General features: G+C 59.8%; 20 protein-coding genes. 9 read left to right on the top strand and 11 right to left on the bottom strand.

The window, feature by feature from the left end; translation table 11 throughout:
* Positions 1–94: 94 nt before the first annotated feature.
* On the bottom strand, positions 95–1,447 hold the full coding sequence (locus OH720_RS19560) for an amidase (RefSeq protein ID WP_272602533.1): 1,353 nt from the start codon (positions 1,445–1,447) through the stop codon (positions 95–97).
* Positions 1,444–2,559, bottom strand: a complete 1,116-nt coding sequence (locus tag OH720_RS19555) for an iron-containing alcohol dehydrogenase (RefSeq protein ID WP_272602532.1) — start codon at positions 2,557–2,559, stop codon at positions 1,444–1,446. Before OH720_RS19555 ends, OH720_RS19560 begins: the two co-directional genes overlap by 4 nt.
* A gap of 422 nt (positions 2,560–2,981) precedes the next feature.
* Between OH720_RS19555 and OH720_RS19550 the strand changes: the two genes are divergently transcribed.
* Positions 2,982–3,875, top strand: coding sequence for a SphA family protein (locus OH720_RS19550; protein WP_272602531.1), 894 nt, complete (start codon positions 2,982–2,984; stop codon positions 3,873–3,875).
* A 4-nt stretch (positions 3,876–3,879) separates the two neighbouring features.
* Here OH720_RS19550 and OH720_RS19545 read toward each other — a convergent pair whose 3' ends face one another.
* The gene (locus tag OH720_RS19545) at positions 3,880–5,457 is read right to left on the bottom strand and encodes a winged helix-turn-helix domain-containing tetratricopeptide repeat protein (protein WP_272602530.1); all 1,578 of its coding nucleotides are present in this window, start codon (positions 5,455–5,457) and stop codon (positions 3,880–3,882) included.
* 258 nt (positions 5,458–5,715) lie between these two features.
* On the opposite strand from OH720_RS19545, the gene OH720_RS19540 reads away from it, so the two are divergent.
* From OH720_RS19540 to OH720_RS19525, 4 genes are all read left to right on the top strand, one after another.
* Entirely contained in the window at positions 5,716–6,468 is a 753-nt protein-coding gene (locus OH720_RS19540; RefSeq protein ID WP_272602529.1) for an SDR family oxidoreductase, read from the top strand.
* A gap of 42 nt (positions 6,469–6,510) precedes the next feature.
* Positions 6,511–6,924 (top strand): cupin domain-containing protein, encoded by a 414-nt coding sequence (locus OH720_RS19535; RefSeq protein ID WP_272602528.1) that lies wholly within the window; start codon positions 6,511–6,513, stop codon positions 6,922–6,924.
* 96 nt (positions 6,925–7,020) lie between these two features.
* Positions 7,021–8,118, top strand: coding sequence for an HlyD family secretion protein (locus OH720_RS19530; RefSeq protein ID WP_272602527.1), 1,098 nt, complete (start codon positions 7,021–7,023; stop codon positions 8,116–8,118).
* Complete coding sequence (locus OH720_RS19525; protein WP_272602526.1) at positions 8,115–9,719, top strand: DHA2 family efflux MFS transporter permease subunit; 1,605 nt, start codon at positions 8,115–8,117, stop codon at positions 9,717–9,719. The genes OH720_RS19530 and OH720_RS19525 overlap by 4 nt, the downstream gene beginning before the upstream one ends.
* On the opposite strand, the gene OH720_RS19520 is transcribed toward OH720_RS19525, so the two are convergent.
* The 7 genes from OH720_RS19520 to OH720_RS19490 form a co-directional block, all read right to left on the bottom strand.
* Positions 9,706–10,206, bottom strand: coding sequence for an outer membrane beta-barrel protein (locus OH720_RS19520; RefSeq protein ID WP_272602525.1), 501 nt, complete (start codon positions 10,204–10,206; stop codon positions 9,706–9,708). The two genes, OH720_RS19525 and OH720_RS19520, sit on opposite strands and share 14 nt — an antisense overlap.
* Positions 10,207–10,424: 218 nt before the next feature.
* Positions 10,425–11,315, bottom strand: coding sequence for an AraC family transcriptional regulator (locus OH720_RS19515; protein ID WP_272602524.1), 891 nt, complete (start codon positions 11,313–11,315; stop codon positions 10,425–10,427).
* Entirely contained in the window at positions 11,315–11,650 is a 336-nt protein-coding gene (locus OH720_RS19510) for a hypothetical protein (RefSeq protein WP_272602523.1), read from the bottom strand. The genes OH720_RS19515 and OH720_RS19510 overlap by 1 nt, the downstream gene beginning before the upstream one ends.
* 123 nt (positions 11,651–11,773) lie before the next feature.
* The gene (locus tag OH720_RS19505; RefSeq protein WP_272602522.1) at positions 11,774–12,031 is read right to left on the bottom strand and encodes a hypothetical protein; all 258 of its coding nucleotides are present in this window, start codon (positions 12,029–12,031) and stop codon (positions 11,774–11,776) included.
* Between the two features lie 110 nt (positions 12,032–12,141).
* Positions 12,142–12,624 carry a hypothetical protein gene (locus OH720_RS19500; RefSeq protein WP_272602521.1) on the bottom strand — a complete coding sequence of 161 codons (483 nt, stop codon included), beginning with the start codon at positions 12,622–12,624 and terminating at the stop codon, positions 12,142–12,144.
* Positions 12,621–13,436: a winged helix-turn-helix domain-containing protein gene (locus tag OH720_RS19495; RefSeq protein ID WP_272602520.1), complete on the bottom strand. Its 816-nt coding sequence runs from the start codon at positions 13,434–13,436 to the stop codon at positions 12,621–12,623. The genes OH720_RS19500 and OH720_RS19495 overlap by 4 nt, the downstream gene beginning before the upstream one ends.
* Before the next feature lie 201 nt (positions 13,437–13,637).
* Positions 13,638–14,174, bottom strand: coding sequence for a glyoxalase superfamily protein (locus tag OH720_RS19490; RefSeq protein ID WP_272602519.1), 537 nt, complete (start codon positions 14,172–14,174; stop codon positions 13,638–13,640).
* Positions 14,175–14,554: 380 nt separating this feature from the next.
* Here OH720_RS19490 and OH720_RS19485 point away from each other — a divergent pair, with 380 nt between their 5' ends.
* Positions 14,555–15,016, top strand: a complete 462-nt coding sequence (locus tag OH720_RS19485) for an HvfA family oxazolone/thioamide-modified RiPP metallophore (protein ID WP_272602518.1) — start codon at positions 14,555–14,557, stop codon at positions 15,014–15,016.
* A 586-nt stretch (positions 15,017–15,602) separates the two neighbouring features.
* Here the strand turns inward: OH720_RS19485 and OH720_RS19480 are convergent.
* Positions 15,603–16,631, bottom strand: coding sequence for a D-cysteine desulfhydrase family protein (locus tag OH720_RS19480; RefSeq protein ID WP_272602517.1), 1,029 nt, complete (start codon positions 16,629–16,631; stop codon positions 15,603–15,605).
* A gap of 234 nt (positions 16,632–16,865) precedes the next feature.
* Between OH720_RS19480 and OH720_RS19475 the strand changes: the two genes are divergently transcribed.
* The 3 genes from OH720_RS19475 (at position 16,866) to OH720_RS19465 (ending at position 20,232) form a co-directional block, all read left to right on the top strand.
* On the top strand, positions 16,866–18,110 hold the full coding sequence (locus OH720_RS19475; RefSeq protein ID WP_272602516.1) for an MFS transporter: 1,245 nt from the start codon (positions 16,866–16,868) through the stop codon (positions 18,108–18,110).
* A gap of 137 nt (positions 18,111–18,247) precedes the next feature.
* Positions 18,248–18,562: a DUF485 domain-containing protein gene (locus OH720_RS19470; RefSeq protein ID WP_008055468.1), complete on the top strand. Its 315-nt coding sequence runs from the start codon at positions 18,248–18,250 to the stop codon at positions 18,560–18,562.
* On the top strand, positions 18,559–20,232 hold the full coding sequence (locus OH720_RS19465; RefSeq protein ID WP_272602515.1) for a cation acetate symporter: 1,674 nt from the start codon (positions 18,559–18,561) through the stop codon (positions 20,230–20,232). The genes OH720_RS19470 and OH720_RS19465 overlap by 4 nt, the downstream gene beginning before the upstream one ends.
* The last annotated feature ends 48 nt before the right edge of the window (positions 20,233–20,280 follow it).

Raw genomic sequence — 20,280 nt, 5'->3', positions numbered from 1 at the left:
GCGGGAACGACGAAACCGGACAACAGATAAACCGCAGCGCCTGGTTCGCGGGCAAGCACCGCTCCTACGGGGTTATTGGGTGTGAGTCAGAGGGTCATTCAGCAGAGTTTGCCAGCAGGCATTCCAATTCCAGTGCAATCTGAAGCAAGCCACCATCGTTCCCGGGCCGAGCAACTATTTGCAGCGCCGCAGGCAGGCGGCCGTCCGCAGACGGGCAGGGCAATGGAATCGAGATGGCCGGAAAACCAGCAAGATTGAACGGCGCGGTGTAGGTCATCAGCGCTTCGCGAACCGTGCCTTGCCAGGTGCCGATGCCCAGGGTGGCTTGATCCACGCGCGGCGCGGTACAGGGGCAGGTGGGTAGTAGCAGATAGTCAATGCCGTCCATGAGCTGGCCGAGCCTTGCGCCGAGTTGTCGGCGTACTGTCTGCGCGCTCGCGTATTCGCTTATCTCCACACGCCTGGCCCGATCAAGCCGTTCGACGGTCTCTGCGCCATAGTGGTGGTTGATGAAGTCCCAGTCATGCCGCGAAAAGTGCGTCACAGCGCCCTCGGTCAGGACAATGTTGGCGAAGGCCTGGAACGCACCGTCGAACAGGCCGGCGGAATCGACTTCGACGCACTCATGAACCCGGGCAAGACTACTTACGGCCCGCTCGAAGGCTTCAGCGACTTCTGTACTTAAAGGAACCGGATCGATCTGGCGGATCACACCAAAGCGCGGCATTACCGAGGATGTGGCATCGGGCAGTGCAATGCCCAGGGCCCTCGCCAACAGCACGACGTCGGCCACGCCAGCGCCGAGCAGCCCCGGATGATCCAGGCTGGGCGCCAGGGGAAAAATGCCTTCGGTGGGAAACCTGCCGTAAGTCGGTTTGAAGCCGGTCACACCACACAGCGCCGCCGGAATTCGCACTGAGCCACCGGTGTCGGTGCCCAGGCCCGCGGCGATGGCGCCGCAGGCGATCGCCGCCGCCGCACCACCGCTCGAGCCACCGGGAATGCAGCGGGTATCGAGCGGATTGAGGGTGTTGCCGAACTCACGGCTGGCCGTGGTGACCCCCCAGGCGAATTCATGGGTGGTGGTCTTGCCGATGATGATTGCGCCCTGGCCTACCAACGATTGCACCACCTGCGCGTGGGCCGATGGCACGTGACCCCGATAGGCGGCCGAGCCATAACGCGTTTCCAGGCCTTGGGTATCGATCAAGTCCTTGATGCCGATCGGCAAGCCTTCCAGCGGCCGTGGGCAGCCTGCGGCATAACGTCGATCGCTGTACGCAGCGGCTTGCAACGCCGAGTCGTGGGCAATGTTAGCGAATGCATTGAGTGTCGACTGGCCGGCTTGGGCGATGTCCAAGGCTTGCCGGGTCAATGCCGATGCGCTGATTCGTCCGCTGGCCAAAGCTTGCAGCGCTTCAGGCAAACCCGCAATGCGCGCGCTCACCAAAGCCGCTCCAGCAGCAGGTCAAGTTTGGCCGAGGCATTCCCCCCCAGATCGTCGACCTCATTCGGATAATGGGTTTTCAACAGCTCGGCGACTTTGGCCAATTGCGACTTATCGATGTCGAAGCAGCTGATGCGACTGGGCAGGCCCAGGCTGACCACCAGGTTGGCGATCCGCTCAGCCAGTTGCCCGGCGGCTAGCCCCCGGGGCGCTGGCGACAGGATATCGAGCTTTGCTCCGTAATAATCGGCACACGCACGAATCACCGGGGCCAGGGTGATGCACGAAGTCGCGCTGTGGGGCAGGCCGAAAGTGCCGCCCAGGATATGCCCGATGCGGTGGCTCAGCCCGTAAATCACCGATGCCGGCGAGAAGTAACACTGCCAGGCGGCCAGTTGCAGTTGCAGCAGGTCGTGGCGGGTGACCAATCCGTGGTCAATGGCGCGGCGGGTCTCGAGCTTTTCCGGCCACCGTTCAAGGACGTTGAAGAAGCGCTGCAACCCGCTGGCGGACATGATCGCGTGGGGGTGGTCGGTACGCACCTTGCGCATGCCTTCCACCGCATGGTCCATGCCCTTGATCGCTGAGGACAGCAACAGCGCGCGGGGAGTATCGAGCAACAGTACGGGGTCGATCACCACCACTTTCGGGGTCGTTTCGCGAATGGCGTAGCTGCGTTTGAATTTCTCCGGGCCAGCGGTTTCGGTAATGCCGAAATAGTGCGAAAACTCGGAGCCGGACAGGGTGGTTGGCAGTGCCGCGATGGGCAGGAAATGGCCGGTTTGCTGGTGGTGCCGATACGACACCGCCTTGGCGGCGTCGAGCACCGATCCGCCACCGAGGGCAATGATCGACTTGGCTCCGAGACGAAGGCAGGCCTGCAGGCCTTTCTCAACCGTGACATCCGGCACATGCGCAGGCAGTTCGGTAAAAACCCCCACCCCTTGTTTGATGTGCGGTTGCAGGCAGGTGTCGTTCAACTGGGTAAGCGGCGTGACCGTGAATGTGATCGGGCACTCGATGCCATACTCGGCAAAACGGGAAACGGCTGTCGCCAGGATGTTTTCGCCCCAAATGACGGAGTCCTGTGGCAGGCAAGTTAGTTGATTCATTGTTATTGACCCGGATAGCTGTTGAATACGGATCGAGGCTGATGCATCGGCCGGGTCGCGACAAGTCGCAAACCAGGGACATAGCGTCCAACGTCTTGGATGATCGAAAAAGTTGCGGGTGTGAAGTTGTGGGTAGTTGTTGTTTATTGTTTTTCATGTGTTTTTGTTAAGGTTGTATCTTATTGATATATATTATTTTTATCATTTGTTAGTAGCGTGTTCTGTAGGCCGAAAAGCTGATGGTGCGCACCTGTCACGCGGGTTCGGCGCTATGTCGCATTACCTAGGGCAGGCTTTTTTAGCGTGACATTTTTATAAAGTGGTTTTATAAAGCGCTCGAAGTTTCACTTGGGTAAAACACTGCGACATTATCGCGGGGCTCAACCGTGCGCCCGAACAAAAATAATAAGAAGGTTTAAAGCATGAATCGACAAGCGTTGTTCATCCCGATCAGTTTCACGTTCATGAGCCTGTTCTGTAACCTGGGCCATGCCAGCGAGAGAGGTGCCTCACCCTACGCGATGGGGGCCGAAACCTACATGGCGGGGGCAATGCCACCTCCGGGATTGTATGGCCAGCTGTTCGTCAGCCATTACGAAGCCGACGCCCTGCGCGGCAATGGTGGCGAGCAGTTGCCGGTGGATTTCGATCTGCGGGCCAACAGCATCGCCAGCCGCCTGATCTGGGTCACGGAGCAGCAAATTCTTGGCGGGCAGCTGGGTTTCCACGTCATTGCACCGCTGGTGGATCTCAGGGTCAGTGTCAACGGTCAATCGCAAAGTAACCGCGGTCTGGGCGACATGATCCTTGCGCCCGCTCTGGGCTACCACTACAGCGACAAAATGCACGCGATCTTCGCTGTCGATACCATCGCGCCCACGGGTAAATACGATCGCGATGACCTGGCCAACATTGGCTGCAACTACTGGGTGCTGCAGCCTGTTATTGCCTTGGCATACGTCGATCCGGACGGTCTCAATGTCGACGTGAAAACCATGTACGACTTCAACTTCAATAACCCCGCCACCGACTACCGCTCCGGTCAGGCCCTGCACATGGATTACTCCGCAGGTTGGGGGCTGGGTAACGGTTGGGTGGTGGGCGTGGGGGGGTACACCCTGTGGCAAACCACCGATGACCGTCAGGACGGCGAACGGCTGCCGGACAACAAGAGCCGCAGCCTGGCCATTGGCCCTTCAATCAAGTACACCAATAAGAACGGCTGGTTCCTGACCGCCAAATGGCAAGACGAAACCCGGGTACGCAACCGCCCCGATGGCAGTGCGTACTGGCTCAAGCTGAGCGTAGCGTTTTAGTCGGTTACTCCGGCAACCCGGCCAGCCGCAGGCCATCGGCGAGCCGGGCGAAATCTTCGGGCCGCTGGATTGGCAGCCAGTTCTTGAGGTTGGAGACGCGCAACGAGGGGTCGAGTTCGTGCAGGCGTTGCATCGCCAGTTGCGCCTTGTCCATGCGTCCGCCCAGGGCATGACTGGCCGCCACCAGGACTGCCGAGGGTAGCAGGCTGGGCAAGTTGCCCAGGGCTTTTTCCGCCCAGTCTGCGGCCGCATCGAAGTGCCCGGCAAAGAAGTGCGCCAGCGCCATGCCGACCTGCATCCTGAACATTTCCGGGTCCAGCGGACTCAATCGAAGGGCGTGGTTCAAGTCCTTGATCGCGGCATCGGTTTCGCCGTGCAGTGCGCGCAGGATGCCGCCTAGGTACCAGGCGGGGGCGAGATTGGGATTGAGCAGGCGCGCCCTGTCGAGCAACGCAATGCCAGCGTCGACTTCGCCGGCCAGGTGGCTCAGTGCATGTCCGCCCCGGGTCAACGCGACGGCATCATCGCGCCCGAGCGATATCGCCAGGCGCGCCAGCCGTATGCCCTCGGCGATCTCGGCCGGGCGATCGCCCATCCAGCCGTTGAGTTTGCGCCAGAAGTGGCACCAGGCAGCCATGCCGTAGGCCGAAGCAAATTCCGCATCGAGTTCGATGGCCGTGTAGAACATCGGTAGCGCCTGCGCGATGGCTTCCCGGCTGCCGCTGTGCAGCTTGGCCATGGCGCGCAGGTAGTAGTCGTAGGCGTCCAGGCTTTCCGTCGGCTTGCGTTTGGCGCGTTCGATCTCTGCCCGTTCCAGTTGCGGCGCGATGGCCCCGACGACGCTTTCGGCGATCTGGTCCTGCAGCTCGAAGATATTGTCGAGCAGGCCTTCGAATCGCTCCGCCCAGATATGCGCGCCGCTCGTGGCGTCAATGAGTTGCCCGGTGATGCGCACCTTGTTCGCCGATTTGCGCACGCTGCCTTCGAGCACGTAGCGCACGCCCAGTGCCTGGCCGACACCCATGGCATCCACCGCCTGGCCCTTGTAGGTGAAGCTCGAATTGCGCGCGATGACGAACAGCCAGCGGATCCGCGACAGCGCAGCGATGATGTCCTCCACCACGCCGTCGGCGAAGTATTCCTGCGCGGGATCGCCGCTCAGGTTGTGGAAGGGCAGGACAGTGATCGAGGGTTTGTCCGGCAGGACAAGGGCTGGCGCAGGCTTCAGGACAGCGGGTTGCTCGGTGTCAGGCGGCCGCGCCTGGTCGCCAGGGTCGACCCTGACCTGCCCGACGAAACGGTAACCCTTGCGGGCGACCGTGCGCACCAGGCGCTGTTCTTCGCCGCTGTCACCGATGGCCTTGCGCACTGCATTGATGTGGCTGGTGATCGTCGATTCCGAGACGATCCGGCCGCTCCACACTGCCTCGAGCAAGTCGTCCTTGCTGACCACGCGCTCGGGATGGCTGACGAACAGCAGCAACAGATCGAAGACCTGGGGGCCGACGGCCACCACCTGCCCGCGCAAGGTCAGCTCCCGACGCTCCTGATCGAGCACGTAGTCTTCGAACGCGAATGGCAAGATGAATCCCCTGGCGAAGCGCCCCGACTCCGTGTCCCAGGCGACTGGCGATTAGTACGTGATGCCGATCATACGGTAGCTCGCAAGCTGCTGCACCGTTCACAGCAAGGGCGGCTGGACGAGCAACAGCGGCTTTGGACGTAAATCAACGCTTGCGCCAAGGCAAACCCAAGCCCGGCCCAAGGACTTGCCTCACGCGCGCAGGCAATCTCTCCCTACACCGACGCAATCGCTGCAGTCGACAAGTGGAGAAAAGCCATGAAGATCGTCGTCATCGGAGGCTCCGGCCTCATCGGATCGAAGCTTGTGAAAACCCTTGGCGAGCGCGGCCATGAGGCGCTCGCCGCCAGCCCGAGCACGGGAGTGAACAGCGTCACCCGCGAAGGCCTGGCCGAAGCGATGGATGGCGCCGATGTGGTGGTCGACGTCGCGAACGCGCCGTCCTGGGAAGACCAGGCCGTGCTGGATTTCTTCGAAACCTCGAGCCGCAACCTGCTGGCCGCCGAAGCCGCGGCCGGGGTTCGCCATCACGTGGCCCTGTCGATCGTCGGCACTGAACGCCTGCCGGAGAACGGCTACTTCCGGGCCAAGGTCGCCCAGGAAAACCTCATCAAGGCCTCCGGCATTCCCTACACCCTGCTGCGCGCCACGCAGTTCTTCGAATTCGTCGGCGGCATCGTCCAGTCGTTCGCCGTCGGCGAGGAGATTCGCGTTTCGCCGGCGCTGATCCAGCCCATCGCCTCCGACGACGTGGTGGCGGCGCTGGCCGATGTGGTGCTGGCAGCGCCGGTCAATGGCACGGTCGAAGTCGCAGGACCCGAGGCCATGCCGACCGACGACCTGGCCAGGCGCTTCATGCAGGCAACCCAGGACCACCGCAAGGTCGTGCCGGACGTCAACGCGCGCTATTTCGGCTCGGTGCTCGACGATCGATCGCTGACCGCCGGCAAGGACGCACGCCTGGGCGCGATCCGCTTCGAAGACTGGCTCGCCCAGTCGACGAACCGCTAACGGTGCGCGCGACCCCATTCCCAATCACGAAGGAGCAATGCCATGTTTAGCCGATTTGTATTGGCCGCGGTTTTCGCAGCGCTGACGGTCAGCGCCGTGTCGGCCGCCGAGCCACCCGCCGGCAAGGTGACGGTGGTGTTCGACCGGCCCATTCCCAACATCCCTGGCAAGAGCATGAAGGGCGTGGTCGTCGAGTACGGGCCGGGCGCCGCCTCGCCGGCCCACACCCACCCGCAAACCGCCTTCATCTATGCAACGGTTCTGGAAGGTGCGTTTCGCATCAAAATCAAAGGCCAGCCGGAAAAGATCTACAAGGTCGGCGAAAACTTCGTAGAGGAGCCGGGCTCCGTGCACGAAGTCAGCGCCAACGCCAGCAGCACCGAACCTGCGCGCCTGTTGGCGGTGTTCGTCCTCGACACCGATAAAACGCCCCTGGTGACACCCCTTGAAAAGTGAGTCGGTCACCCGCTCAGGCATCCTCGACAGCCGGGCGGCACACCGCTGCCGCCCCGTGGCTGGCGCAGTTCCAGGCATTACACAGGAAATAAAAAAATGAACGCCCTCCAGGACAAGCCCGCCATTGCCGCCGGCGCAAGTGCCGCGACCCCTGTCGTCGTGACGCGGCGTAGCAAGCGCAAGGCCCTCGGAATCTTGCTGTGTGTCGGGGCCGTGGTGGTCGTGGCGGCCTGGGGCGTCATGGCATTTTCCAGCGGCGTGACCTCGACCGACAACGCCTATGTCCGTGGCGACGTCACCTCGCTGGCCGTCAAGGTGGCCGGCTACGTCACGGCGCTGGAGGTCGGGGACAACCAGACCGTGCGCGCCGGTGACGTGCTGTTTCGCATCGATGACCGCGACTATCGCGCCAAACTCGCGCAAGCGGTGGCCAATGTCAGCGCCGCCCAGGCGCGCCTGAGCCATGTCGACGCACAGATTCAGCTGCAACGGGCGCTGATCCGCCAGGCCGAGGCCCAGCGCCGTTCGGCCAGCGCCGACATGAGCCTGGCCACCAAGACCCACGAGCGCAGCCGCAAACTGATCGTCAGCAACGCGGTCAGCCAGGCACTGGTCGATGAAACCGGCACCGCGCAATCCAGGGCCGCGGCATCGGTATCGGCCGCAGCGGCTACGGTCGAGGCGCAGCAGCAAAACATCGCCGTGTTTGTCGCGCAAAGAGAGGCGGCCGTGGCGGCCGTGACCCAGGCGGAGGCCGCACGCGAGCTTGCCCGGATCGACCTTGAGCACACCGTGGTGCGGGCGCCCGTGGATGGCGTGGTCGGCAACCGGCAGATCCGTCTCGGCCGCTTCGTGACGCCGGGGGTTTCCCTGCTCGATATCGTGCCGGTCAACGATGTGTGGGTCGTGGCGAACTTCAAGGAAACCCAGCTCGAACATATCCGCCCCGGCCAGCGCGTGCGCATCACGGTCGATGGTTACCCCGACGCGGCACTGGACGGCGTGGTCGACAGCTTTGCACCGGGCAGTGGCGCGGCGTTCAGCTTGCTGCCGCCGGACAACGCCACCGGCAACTTCGTACGCGTCGTGCAACGGGTTCCGGTGAAGATCCGCCTGGCCGACAATCCGCTGCCGGGGCGCATCGTGCCGGGCCTGTCCGCGCGGGTGGAGGTGGCGCAAGGGGAAGGCTCATGAACACCTTCGTCAAGGCCACTTTGAACAGCAGGACCCCCACCGGCGTCCTGCTCATGCTGGGCATCGTGCTGGCCGCGCTGACGGAGGCGATCGCCGGCACGGTGCTGGCGCTCGGGCGCAGCGATATGATTGGCGACACCTATGCCACGCCTGACGAATTCGCCTGGCTGGATGTTGGCTACATTGCGCTCAAGCTGATCGGGTTCATGACTGCGCCTTGGCTGATGCAACGGTTTTCTGCCCGTCACGTGCTCATCGGCGCCACCCTGGCCATGGGCCTGGCGTGTTGCATGGCTGCGTTCACGGCTCGGCTGGAGCTGCTGATCGCGCTGCGCCTCATTCAAGGGTTCGCCGGGGGAGCCCTGTTGGTGGCGGGGCAGGCGATCATTTTCCGCGCTTATCCGCGTTCGCTGCAGCCGATCCTGCAAGCGCTGTTCGCCATGGGCGCCGTGGTCGCGCCCGGCACCCTCGCACCGGCGCTGCAAGGGTGGATGATCGACAGCCAGTCCTGGACCTGGATTTTCTTCAGCGTGGTGCCGCTGGCTTTGGCGGCGAGCGGTCTGTTGCTCATCGCCGACCACCCCATGCCCGCCAAAGTGCGCCAACCGGGCTTTGACTGGCCAGGCTTGTGCCTGATCTCCGTGACCCTGTTCTGTTTCACCTACGTGCTCAGCCAGGGTAGCCGTTGGGACTGGTTCGAGGAACCGCGCATCCAGTGGTTGACGGCCATCGGCAGCGCTGCGCTGCTGGCCTTTCTCGGCCGCCAAGCGTTGGCCAAAGGCCGGGGTCTGTTCGATTTCACGGTGTTCAGGTCCAGCGATTTCACCTTTGCCTTTTTCGTCAGTTTCGTCGCCGGTGCCGCGTTGTTCGGCAGCGCGTACCTGATCCCGGCGTTCGCCCTGTCGGTGCTCGCGTTCACGCCGACCGATGCCGGCCTGCTGCTGTTGCCCAGCGGCGGTTTGTTTGTCGGCTCGCTGCTGATCGCGGCCATTGCCTTCAAATTCGCACGCGTTCCACCGGTTGCGACTGTGCCCTTTGGCATCCTGCTGATCATGACGGCGATGTGGATGCTGTCCGGTTCCACCAGCGAAAGCGGCAGTGATGACATGATGGCGGCCATCCTGCTACGCGGCCTGGGCCTGGGCTTGCTGTTCCTGTCGATCACCCTGATCGCGTTCAGCAACCTCAACAGCCGCAACCTTGCCGCGGGCATTGGCCTGTTCAATACGGGGAGGCAATTAGGGGGCTTGATGGGCGTCGCCGGGCTGCAGACCCTGATCGAGCACCACATCGTCAGCAATGCGTCCGTACTCGGCGCCAACGTCACCCCTGGGGGAAGTGCGCTGATCGAACGGCTGATCTCCAGCACGGCGATGCTGGCGGGCAAGGGCATGGATCAACTGGCCGCCGCCCGGGGCGCGACCAGCCTGCTGGGCAAGGCGGTGTCGGGTCAGGCTACGGTGATCGCCTTCGACTCAGCGTTTTTCACCGTAGCCCTGTTGTTTGTCGTGGCCGCGCCCATGCTGGTAGGCATCAAGATTGCCCTGGGCCGCTACGACCGGCATCGCCGCTCAATTGAAGTGGGTGTCAGAACAGAATAAAAGCAGAGGCCGTTGTTTGATTCAGGTTGATGTTGCCGACTTCCAGTACTTCATATTCCGCGCGGACTCCGATGTTGCGAAATACATCAACTTCAACGCCGGCACCGTAGGTCAGGTTGACGCCCGTATCATCATCGGCGGCATTGCCGTCTGCATCCCAGGCATGGGCACCGACACTGCCGAAGATTCGCACGCGCTCTCCCAGCGGAATACCGAGATGGGCGCTGGCCTGGACTGATTTACCATCGAAGTCCAGATTCTTGTCCTTGAACTGGCCGAGATCCACGAAGGCGCCTTCAAAGGCCAGGTAGCTGTTGAGACGATAACCTGCAAAAACCTTATAACTGTTGTCTTCATCGTTCAAATGGGTTTTGTCGGTTTCAATGTTACTGACGCCAGCGCCAAGGTATAAACCCTTGTCATCGGCGAGCGCCTGAAAAGACAGCAGCGAAAGCAGCGAAACGAAGCCAAGGTTTCGAAGTAACATGGGAGGTGGATCCTTGTACAGGTTGTTGGTTATCAGGTGTAGGGCGTTAATAGGCGTTAATCATCCAGGCTAATGCGACACCCAATAGGTAGGCGGCAAGGCACAGTATGATTTTCTGTTTGAGTGGCAGCGTATTAAATCGATAGCGCATGCTTTTCCCCTTGGGTAGACATAAATAATCCTGGGCAATGCGCGAGTGAACTGGAAGTCATTGATTGTTATTTGTTTGCCGCTGCCAGTTTGGAACTTTTGCGTCTGGCCGTTTCCGAGGGTGTCTCACCATAAGCTTCCTGATACGCCTTGGAGAACCGGCTCAGATGATGAAAATTCCAATACATTGCGGTTTCAGTGACCGTCGGCCAGGTGTTGCGGATCAAGTCTCGGCGGACATGGGCGAGCCTGAGGTTTCTGATGTAGGCGATCGGCGAAGTCCCGAATGTTTCAACGAAACCATGATGCAAGCTGCGCGTGGTGGTTTTCAGTTGTTTTACCAGCACCTTCATGTTCAGTGGCCTGTTGGTGTTTTGATGAATGTACTCAATGGCCTCTGTCGCGATCTTCCTTCTTGTCGGGGGCTTTTGCGCGCAGCGTCCAATAGGTGTCAGGGCCCGTAACAGGGCAACCAGCAATTCACCGTCAGCGGCTGATTGTTCATGGGGGTCACGTTGTTTCAAATCAGGCTCATTGATGTCGATCAAATGAGCGTTGAAGACGTCAATCGCAGATTGCACCAGTTTGAAATTGGCCACCTGGAAGTGGTGCACCTGTCGATATGCAAGTACGTCGATCAATGAATGGTTTTCCACGCATTGTGCGTAATGTTCTAACGTCGTGGTCAGGGTAAAAAGAGTTTCATTCGGCTCGCAGGTGTAGTGCACGGACTCGCCGCCAGACAGTACGATGATTTCGTTAGGTCGCAATTGATGGTTGTTGACAGTGGGTCGACCGACAGTCGTTCGGGAGATCGCCAATGTTATGCAGCCATGAGGAACAGAGCCGATCAGCGTGACGGCTGAATCAAACTGCAGTCGACTGCATGGGCGCCTGCAACCATCAATGAGTTTTTGCTGGCGAAAGCTGGCTTCGTGCTTTGCGGGGGCGAGGCTCATCACGTTGATGACTCCCGCATGAGCTCCAGGGTCGCGGCAAAGACGTACGTGTCGCTCGCGGTCAACTCCACCAGGCTCTGCAGTTTGCACGGCGCTATTTTCGAGCCAAAGATGGCTGTCTGGTTTGCCGGGCCGAGGGCTGCGGCATCAAAGGCGAAAAAATCATCCACGCGATAATCGGTGCAAATCTTGTAACTGGATTGTTCTTCGATCAGCTTGTTTTCGTTGCTTTCAATGTGCGTCAGGTCGGCGCTGTAAAATGCCTTGTCATCGGCCCAGGCCTTGAGTGAAAGCAATACACCAAAGGATACGCTTGCGAGTTTTTTAAGCAGCATTGAGGTGCTTTCCTTGTTGATGATTTTTCAGGCCGTGCAGTGTGTCAGCCGCATCACTGTCACGGCGTGGCCTTCGGATAGTCCTGTGCTCACGAGGCTTGTTGAAGTCAATAATCCATATTTTCAAACGGGCGTCAGCGTAAGCTCGTCGCTCTCGTTGTTTCGTGGTGGGGGAGGCAGTGCGTTATCAAGCGCCCCTTCACCTTCATTGCGCTCATTCTCGGAATATATTTTCAGGTGTTTCAATTTGATGTTTTCGTTTGGACTCATTTCTATTTCGTAGAACTCGATTTCCGTGCTGCCGATGGCGTATTCATTGTGCGCCATTGAATGGAAGGGTATGGCGGCTAGAAACAGAACTGCCAGGATCTTGGTCATCATTGATTTGACGGCTCGCGAACACTATAAAGGCGGGATCTTGATGGGCGAGGGGTGTTTGATTCAAATCAGTAATTATTATTTTTATTGTGGCGTGATTTGATGAGGAGGTCTCAGTGATTCATGCAGCGCAAACGGCCAATGTCATGCACATAAAAACATACGCTGTTCTTGTCGGCGGTAGGGAGTAATTCATAGTTCAGGATGGTGCCTTCCTGTAGAACGAACTGACGTCTGAAAAAAAGGTCCGGCGTTTTTTCAATGGCGAATAATTCGTTGTCCTGGCTTAGTTTGACGTTATTGATCTTTATCTGCACATGATGATTGCTTTCCCGGATTACCTGCGCCGAAATGGTCGCGTTACGGATTTTACCGTTCAGGCTTTCCAGGGTGGTTTGGGTCAATCGACCGTGCCCGATGGTCAGGTACTCTTCAGTGTTGAGTTGATTCGAGTCCTCCAGCCATTGTCGGGTAATGGTTTGATAACTGATATTTTCCATGTAGTGAGAGGGCGCATACATCAAGGAAAAGACACAGGCGGCATTGATGATTGCAAGCACAACCCAGTGCGCGGTTGCAGAGGTCATTGACTTCATAGGGTGGCTTCCAGACATTGCCGGATCATCAGTGCAAGGTCTTTTTGTTCGCTGTTCAATTGCAGGTTTGCAGTACTTTGGTCCGAGCGAATACACGAAATCGAGTAGTTTGTTTTAAACAGGTTCAGCCAGACATCGCCTTTTAAATTGGCTGGAAGCTGTTGAGCCTGCGTAACCGAAAGATCCCTCAGTGCTTCGGCCTCTGCCACGCTTTGGCCTACCGCATGGATGGCCAGTTCATGATGTTTTGCGCTGGAAACTTCTATTTTTGTTGTGTCGAAGCCAGAGTGGAAACCGGTGAAGGCACATACGCCCAAAGTCACCACGTAGCCGATCAACTGGGCTTTTGTAATAAAAGTTGATGTTCTGGTTTTTACTGCTGGTACCGGCAGATCATCATTGCCCTGTGGCGCCGGCGCTTCAATGGCAGGCACAGGCATGGCTTCATCTGAAGGCGTCGGCAAGTCTGAATGCGCATCCATTACATAGAGACGGTTGAAGCAATAGCCTCTGCGTGGAACCGTCATCACTATTTCGTGATCACGACTGTCGTTGAGCAGGTTTCTAAGGGAGAAAACGGCCTGGTTCAAACTACCGGAGGCAACGACGCGGTCATTCCAGGTGTAGTCGATGATCTCCTCGCGACTTTTGGTCTGGCCGGGCTCCATGAGCAGCAGGTCCAGTAGACGCGATTCGGCTCTACCTATCGTAGTGCTTTGAACTTCTCCATGGGTTGTGGTGATGGTAAGCAGGGCGGTATCTGGATCGAAAAGGGCCATGGCACCATTTTTCAATGTGAAGGCGTAGCGCATGGGTATCCTCCGTTCAGGTGGTTCTGGCTGAGTATAGAGACGGTTTTGACGGACCGGATTTGACGCAGGGCATGCTAGTCGGGGGTGAACGGCCATAAGCGGGGGCGGCGATGATGCTCGGATCGGGCGGTTTGCGCTATCCGAAAACTGCAAGGCAGGGCGGTTAGAAGGCCAGCCTTGCAGGTGACAGGACTGTGTCGATCAGCCCTGGCAGAAGCGGATCCGGTTGCCGAACGGATCGTAGACTTCCAGGATTTGCCCCCAGCCCTGCTGGACAATATCCGGGCGTCCATAGCCGTAGCGCTTGGCCAGTAACTCATCGCGAAGCAATTCGATATTGTTCATCGGGACAAACACTGTCGAACCCGGGCTGGCATCGCCATGGTGTTCGGAAAGGTGCAGTTGCAGGCCGTCGCGGCTGATGCCCAGGTACAGCGGCAGGTCGGCTTCGAACCGGTGCTCGAATTCGACGCGAAAGCCGAGGAAATCGAGATAGAACTCACGGGCCTTGGCTTCGTCGAACATCCGCAATATGGGAATGGGCTTGTCGAAGGTCACCGTGGGCGTGGGCTGGGGGGCTGCCGGGGAAAGCATCGCCGATGCCGTGTTCCAGTCCTTGTAGCCCAATTGCTGCGCGACCAGTTCCAGCGCGGTGGAGTGAGACAGGCCCTGATTGCGTTCCTCCAGCGAGGCGCGCAACTGTTTGGCCATTTGCTTGGCTTGCTCGATTGAAAACATCGTTGCTCCTGTAGCCGAGATGCCTTGGTGCCCGCGTTGCCAAACCTCGACCGTCAAGAGATACGACAGGGTTCGTTTGAGGAAGCGATGCTTTCACCTTTCCCATCGGGAGCGAGCGGCGGGCAGCATTGGCCCGCTGCCGATCGTACATGGCCGCTCCTGTGGCGGGAAGACCTGCGCCTGTGTATCGCTGTGTATCCAGACCCGTCGTACGCAGACTGGCTTACAAATGCCCCGGCAACCGGATACATCCGGGATACACGGTTGCAGTCAAATAGCCCTGCCTTAGCGAGAAAGCAACCGCGCCTCGCACCACGGCTTATCGCCCTTGTGGCATAGACCTTCGCGGCTCGGCCGCACACAGTATCCGGAGAATCACCATGTCCCGTATGTCGAACAAATCCCGTATTGGCCTGATCGCTGTTGCACTGGCCGGCAGCCTCAACCTCGCTTCGAACGCCTTTGCCGCAGACGCGCTGCCTCAGGGCTACCAACTGGCCTCGGCGGAAAAAACCAGTGAAGGCAAGTGTGGCGAAGGCAAGTGTGGCGCTGAAGAATCCGGCGCCAAAGTGACCAAGGCCGGTGAAGGCAAGTGTGGTGAAGGCAAGTGCGGCGATGCTTCGTTCGCCCGTACCGACGCCGACCACGACGGCCGCGTTTCGCTCAAGGAGCTGCTGACCGTAGCCCCGAAGGGCGGTGAAGAGTTCAAGGCCATGGACACCAACAACGACGGTTTCCTCTCCGAAGGCGAGGTCTACAAATTCCGCACCAACCAGTTCACCTCCAATGGCAAGAAAGTGCCTACGGAGTTGTTTACCCAGATGAGCAAGGCCAAGAGCTGATTACGCGTTGTAGCGGTGAATCACCTCCCTGGGATTTTTCCTGGGGAGGTTTTTTTTGGTGTGCATATCCATTGCTGCGGTAACGGCCACCTATCTTTTTTTGACTGAGTACATATCCGTTCCTGCGGTAACGGCTACTTATGGTTTCGCTCTTACAGCGACTCACTTTTTCAAACGCCAAAAAGTAAGCAAAAGGCTTTGCCCCACCACTCGGTGCCTCGCTGTGGCTCGGCATGCCCTCACTCCGGCATTGCTCCGTGGGTCGCCGCGATGGGCCATCCCTGGCCCAGCGCGGCTAAACCGGCGTCCTGCCGGTTTCCCCACTGCGCAATGCCTGCGTTCGGCCATCGTGGTTAACGGGGCACCCAGATCAAAAGCCAAAGCGAGGCGGCCTTAAGGCCGACCTGACTTTTGCAGATACCCCCAATCCTCTGTAGGAGCCAGCGATGCGGCGATCCGACTTGCCGGCGAACCAGACGCTGCGGTGTATCTGTTGTACCGCGTTATCGTTCTTCGCCGGCAAGCCTGGCTCCTACAGATTTTGCACTCGCCGCCAAGTCGAAACCACAAGGCTATGGCGTGACCCTCAGTCAAAGGCACTGCGGTAGGCAAACAACCCAGGCATGCCGCCAGTCATCACGAACAGCAGATTACTTCCCGCCGGATAATCACCATGCCGTACAGCCGCGAGCAGCCCGGCAAAGGCCTTGCCGCCGTAGACGGGATCGGTGAGCAAGCCTTCCCGGGACGCCAGCAGATGCACCGCTTCGAGCATCGCTTCAGTCGGCGCGCCATAAGCATCGCCACGTTGACTGCCATCCAAGCGAACCGACTGATCGGCCAGCGTTGTGGACCGATCAAGCAGCCGCAGAACCTGGCGGGTTTTTTCCAGGGTCGTGGCCGTGGCCTGTTCCTCGCTCGCCAGCACCGAGTAGCCAAGGATTTGCGTCGATGCGCCAGCCAGGGTGATGCCGGCCAATAGCCCTGAATGCGTGCCGGCGCTGCCATTGGGCACGATGATTTGCTCGAAATGCACGCCCAGCGCATCCGCCTGGCGCAGGATTTCGCCCGCGCAGGCGGCATAACCCAGGCTGCCCCGGGGGCTGGACCCGCCGAGGGGCATCACAAAGGGCTTCTTGCCTTGGCCCTTCAGCGTGTCGACCAACTGCGCCGCATAGGCATCAGGCAAGACACCCCGAGCCAGTCGATGGACCTTCGCGCCAAACAGTGCATCCAGCAGCACATTGCCGTTGTGGCAAAAGTCATCGTCAGTGCGCACGGCCGAGGGCGTCAGGATCAGCTCGCAGGCCAGGCCATGACGGGCCGCCACCGCGGCGGTCAGCCTTGCATGGTTGGATTGAAAACCGCCCCAGGTCACCAGTGTGTCGGCACCTTCGGCCAAGGCTTCGCCGAGCAGGAATTCCAGTTTTCGCAGTTTGTTTCCGCCACCGCCGAGACCGGTCAGGTCGTCGCGTTTGACGTAGAGGTGGCAGCCATTGAGTTCGGGCAAGCCGCTCAAGCGGGACAGTTCCTGGATCGGGGTCGGGCCTTCGAGCAGGGCCACCCGGGGGTACGCGGCCAGCGCGGCATCAAGATGAGTCAAGTCGTGGGGCATGAAGGTTCGCTCGTGGAGTGGAAGGAACTCGGTGGGCTTGGACGCCATCCGCCACTGTAAAAAGCGGCGGCTTGAAGATAAACCGCTGGCAAGGCATTACAGTTGATACACCATGTAATAAGCGCAGGTATCTCTAATGCAGATGTCTGTGATCTTAATAATTCGTTATCAGAGATATATTGCCGCGAGATAAGGTCTGCCCGACTGACATTCACCAGCGGAGCACGTGGCCTCATGAATTACGCCGATCGTAACCTTGCCTATTGGCGTCGCAACCTGGCTGTTTGTGTGTTCGGCTCGTTCACCACCCTGGTGAGCCTGAGCATGCTGCTGCCGTTCCTGCCGCTCTATGTGCAACAACTGGGTGTCACCGGGCAGGCCGACGTGGTGCAGTGGTCGGCTGTAGCGTTTGGCGCAACGTTCTTTGGCACGGCGATTACCGCGCCACTCTGGGGCCGGTTGGCGGATCGTTTCGGGCGTAAACCGATGCTGGTCCGCGCGGCCATCGGCATGGCGATCGTGATGTCGCTGATCGGGCTGGCGCGGGACGTTACCGATCTGGTGGTGCTGCGCCTGATCGCCGGGCTCATCGGCGGTTATGCCTCGGCTTCGATCGTGATGATCGGCTCCCAGGTGCCACGGGAAAAAGCCGGTTGGGCGCTGGGGGTGCTGTCGACGGGGGCGTTGTCCGGCAACCTTATCGGGCCGCTGGTAGGGGGATTTCTGCCGCAGTTGGTGGGTATCCGCGGCACTTTTTTTGTGGGTGGCGCGATGATCGCGGTGGCGGCGATCACCACCATCGTGCTGATTCGCGAGGATTTCGATCGCAGTACGGACGGGGTCCGACGCGAGAAAAAGCTCCCGGTCGAGGGGACCGGTTCTCGCTGGCCGATCATTGGCGCACTGCTGATGACGGCCATGATGGTGCTGCTGGCCAACATGTCGATCGAGCCGATCATCACGGTCTACATCGGTCACTTGGGCGTTGCCTTTGATGACCAGGCGCGGATCGCCGGGGTGGTGATGGCCTGTTCGGCGCTGGGCAGCATCCTGACCGCCGCCAGGCTCGGTGCGCTGGCCGATCGAGTCGGCAGCTGGAACGTGATCATCGGTTGCCTGGTGTTGACCGGCATCGTCATGGTGCCCCAGGCATTCGTTACGCAGTGGTGGCAACTGGCGGTATTGCGGGGGCTGATGGGCATGACCATCGCCGGCCTGCTGCCGGCCATTGCCAAGCTGATCCGGCAATCCGTCGAGGATCACGACACTGGAAAAATCCTCGGCTATCTGCAATCGGCGCAGTTCTCCGGGCAGGTGATCGGGCCCCTGATCGGTGGCCAGATCGGTGCGCATTTCGGCTTGCACCACGTGTTCCTGATGACCGGTGCGCTGCTGGTGTTGTGCGCGGGGATCAACGGCTGGGTGAGAAGTCGCGCGGCAAATCCTCGAATAGTGAATTCACCAAAAGCGATCAATTAGATCATTATTGATCATTTTACATGATTGTGTGGCGGGCATAGGTTGAAGGGGCACAGATACCGCAGCCAGTGGCGGATCGAGTCTGAATCTGAGGCTGTGGAACAACAATAACGCTACCACTGCTACACGGAGTCAACGTGAACCATGCAACCGAATCAGCCAGAATCCGCAACCATCCCCGGTACAAGGAGCTGGTCTCGCGGCAGCGAACCTTCGTCGCCAGTCTGACCGCGGCCACCCTTGTCCCGTACTTCACGTTTATCCTCGTCGCCGCCTTCGCCCCCCAGCTGCTGGCGACCAAACTTTCCGCGACCAGCATCATCAGCATCGGCTGGCCTCTAGGTGCCGTGTTCATCGTCGGGGCCTGGTTGTTCACAGGGCTCTACATCCATCGCGCCAATGGTGAGTTCGATGACCTGACCGCAGAAATCCGCGCGGGGGCCATCGTATGAAACGCCTCCTGCTGAACCTCATCCTTCCCGTCCTGCTGTGCGTGTTCGCGGCTCGCGCCATGGCCGGTGACGTCATCCAGAACGTCGAAAAACAACCGATCAACATCACCGCCATCAGCATGTTCCTGGTCTTCGTCGTGACGACCCTGGGCATCACGTACTGGGCCGCCTCGAAAACCCGATCCATGGACGATTTCTACACCGCCGGCGGTGGTATCAGCGGCTTCCAGAACGGTCTGGCACTGGCCGGTGACTACATGTCGGCGGCGGCGTTGCTGGGAGTCACCAGCATGATCTTCTTCAACGGCTTCGATGGCGTGCTGTACTCGATCAGTTTCTTTGTCGCCTGGCCGTTGCTGTTGTTCCTGTTCGCCGAGCGCATCCGCAATCTGGGGCGCATCACCATCTCCGATATCGCCTCTTTCCGCCTCGACCAGAACCGCATCCGCACGATGACGGCCTTCGGTTCGCTGACGGTGGTGTGCTTTTATCTGGTGGTCCAGATGGTGGGGGCAGGGCAGTTGATCCAGCTGCTGTTCGGCCTGCCCTACAACTATGCGGTGATTGCCGTGGGGCTGTTGATGGCGGTCTACGTCACCTTCGGTGGCATGGTTGCGACCACCTGGGTGCAGATCATCAAGGCCGGGTTGCTGCTGGTGGGGGGGACGCTGCTGGCGTTCCTGGCGCTGAGCAAATTCGGTTTTTCCTTCGACCTGTTGTTCGAAAAAGCCGTGGCCGCGCACCGCGATGGCGAGCGGATCCTGCTGCCGAGCAAACTGGTGGCCGACCCGTTGTCGCTGATCTCGTTGGCGCTGGGACTGGTGTTTGGCACCGCAGGCCTGCCGCACATTCTCATGCGCTTCTTTACCGTGCCGGACGCCAAACAGGCGCGCAAATCGGTGTTCGTCGCCACCGGTTTCATCGGCTTCTTCTACCTGATCGTGGCGGTGCTGGGCCTGGCGGCCATCGTGATCGTCGGCCAAGACCCGGCCTTCTACGAGTCCGGCAATCTGGCGGGCAAGTTGATCGGCGGCTCCAACATGCCGGTGATGCACCTGGCCAAAGCCGTGGGTGGTGACCTGCTGCTGGGCTTCATTTCCGCCGTGGCGTTCGCGACGATCCTGGCGGTGGTGTCGGGGCTGACCATGGCCGGCACGTCGGCGATCTCCCACGACTTGTACGTGATGGTGGTCAGGAAGGGTAAGGCACAGGCCAAGGACGAGCGTCGCGTATCGCGCATTGCTTCGGTGGGCATCGGCATCGTCGCAGTGGTGCTGGGGATTCTGTTCAAGGATCAGAACATTGCCTTCCTGGTCGCGCTGACCTTCGGTGTGGCGGCCTCGGTCAACTTCCCGATCCTGGTGCTCTCGATGTACTGGAAAGGGCTGACCACCCGTGGCGCACTGATCGGCGGAGTCGCCGGGCTGGTGAGTGCGGTGGGGCTGGTCATTCTCTCGCCGGCAGTGTGGGTCAAGGTGCTGGGCAATGCCGAGGCGATCTTCCCCTATGACTATCCGGCGATCATCTCGATGAACGTGGCGTTCCTGTTCACCTGGCTGGGCTCGGTCACTGACCGCAGCCATGGTGCGGTGCTCGAGCGCGAGCGTTTCGATGATCAGTTGATCCGCGCCCAGACCGGGCTCGGTGCCGCGCAGGCGGTCAACCACTAGGACCTTCGCGGTCCATCCTTTCCTGATCTGCGCATTCTGCAAAAGGAG

The sequence above is a fragment of the Pseudomonas sp. WJP1 genome, from assembly GCF_028471945.1.
Taxonomy (GTDB): domain Bacteria; phylum Pseudomonadota; class Gammaproteobacteria; order Pseudomonadales; family Pseudomonadaceae; genus Aquipseudomonas.
Note: the sequence above shows the minus strand (reverse complement) of the source record. Positions and strands in the feature narration are given on the sequence as shown.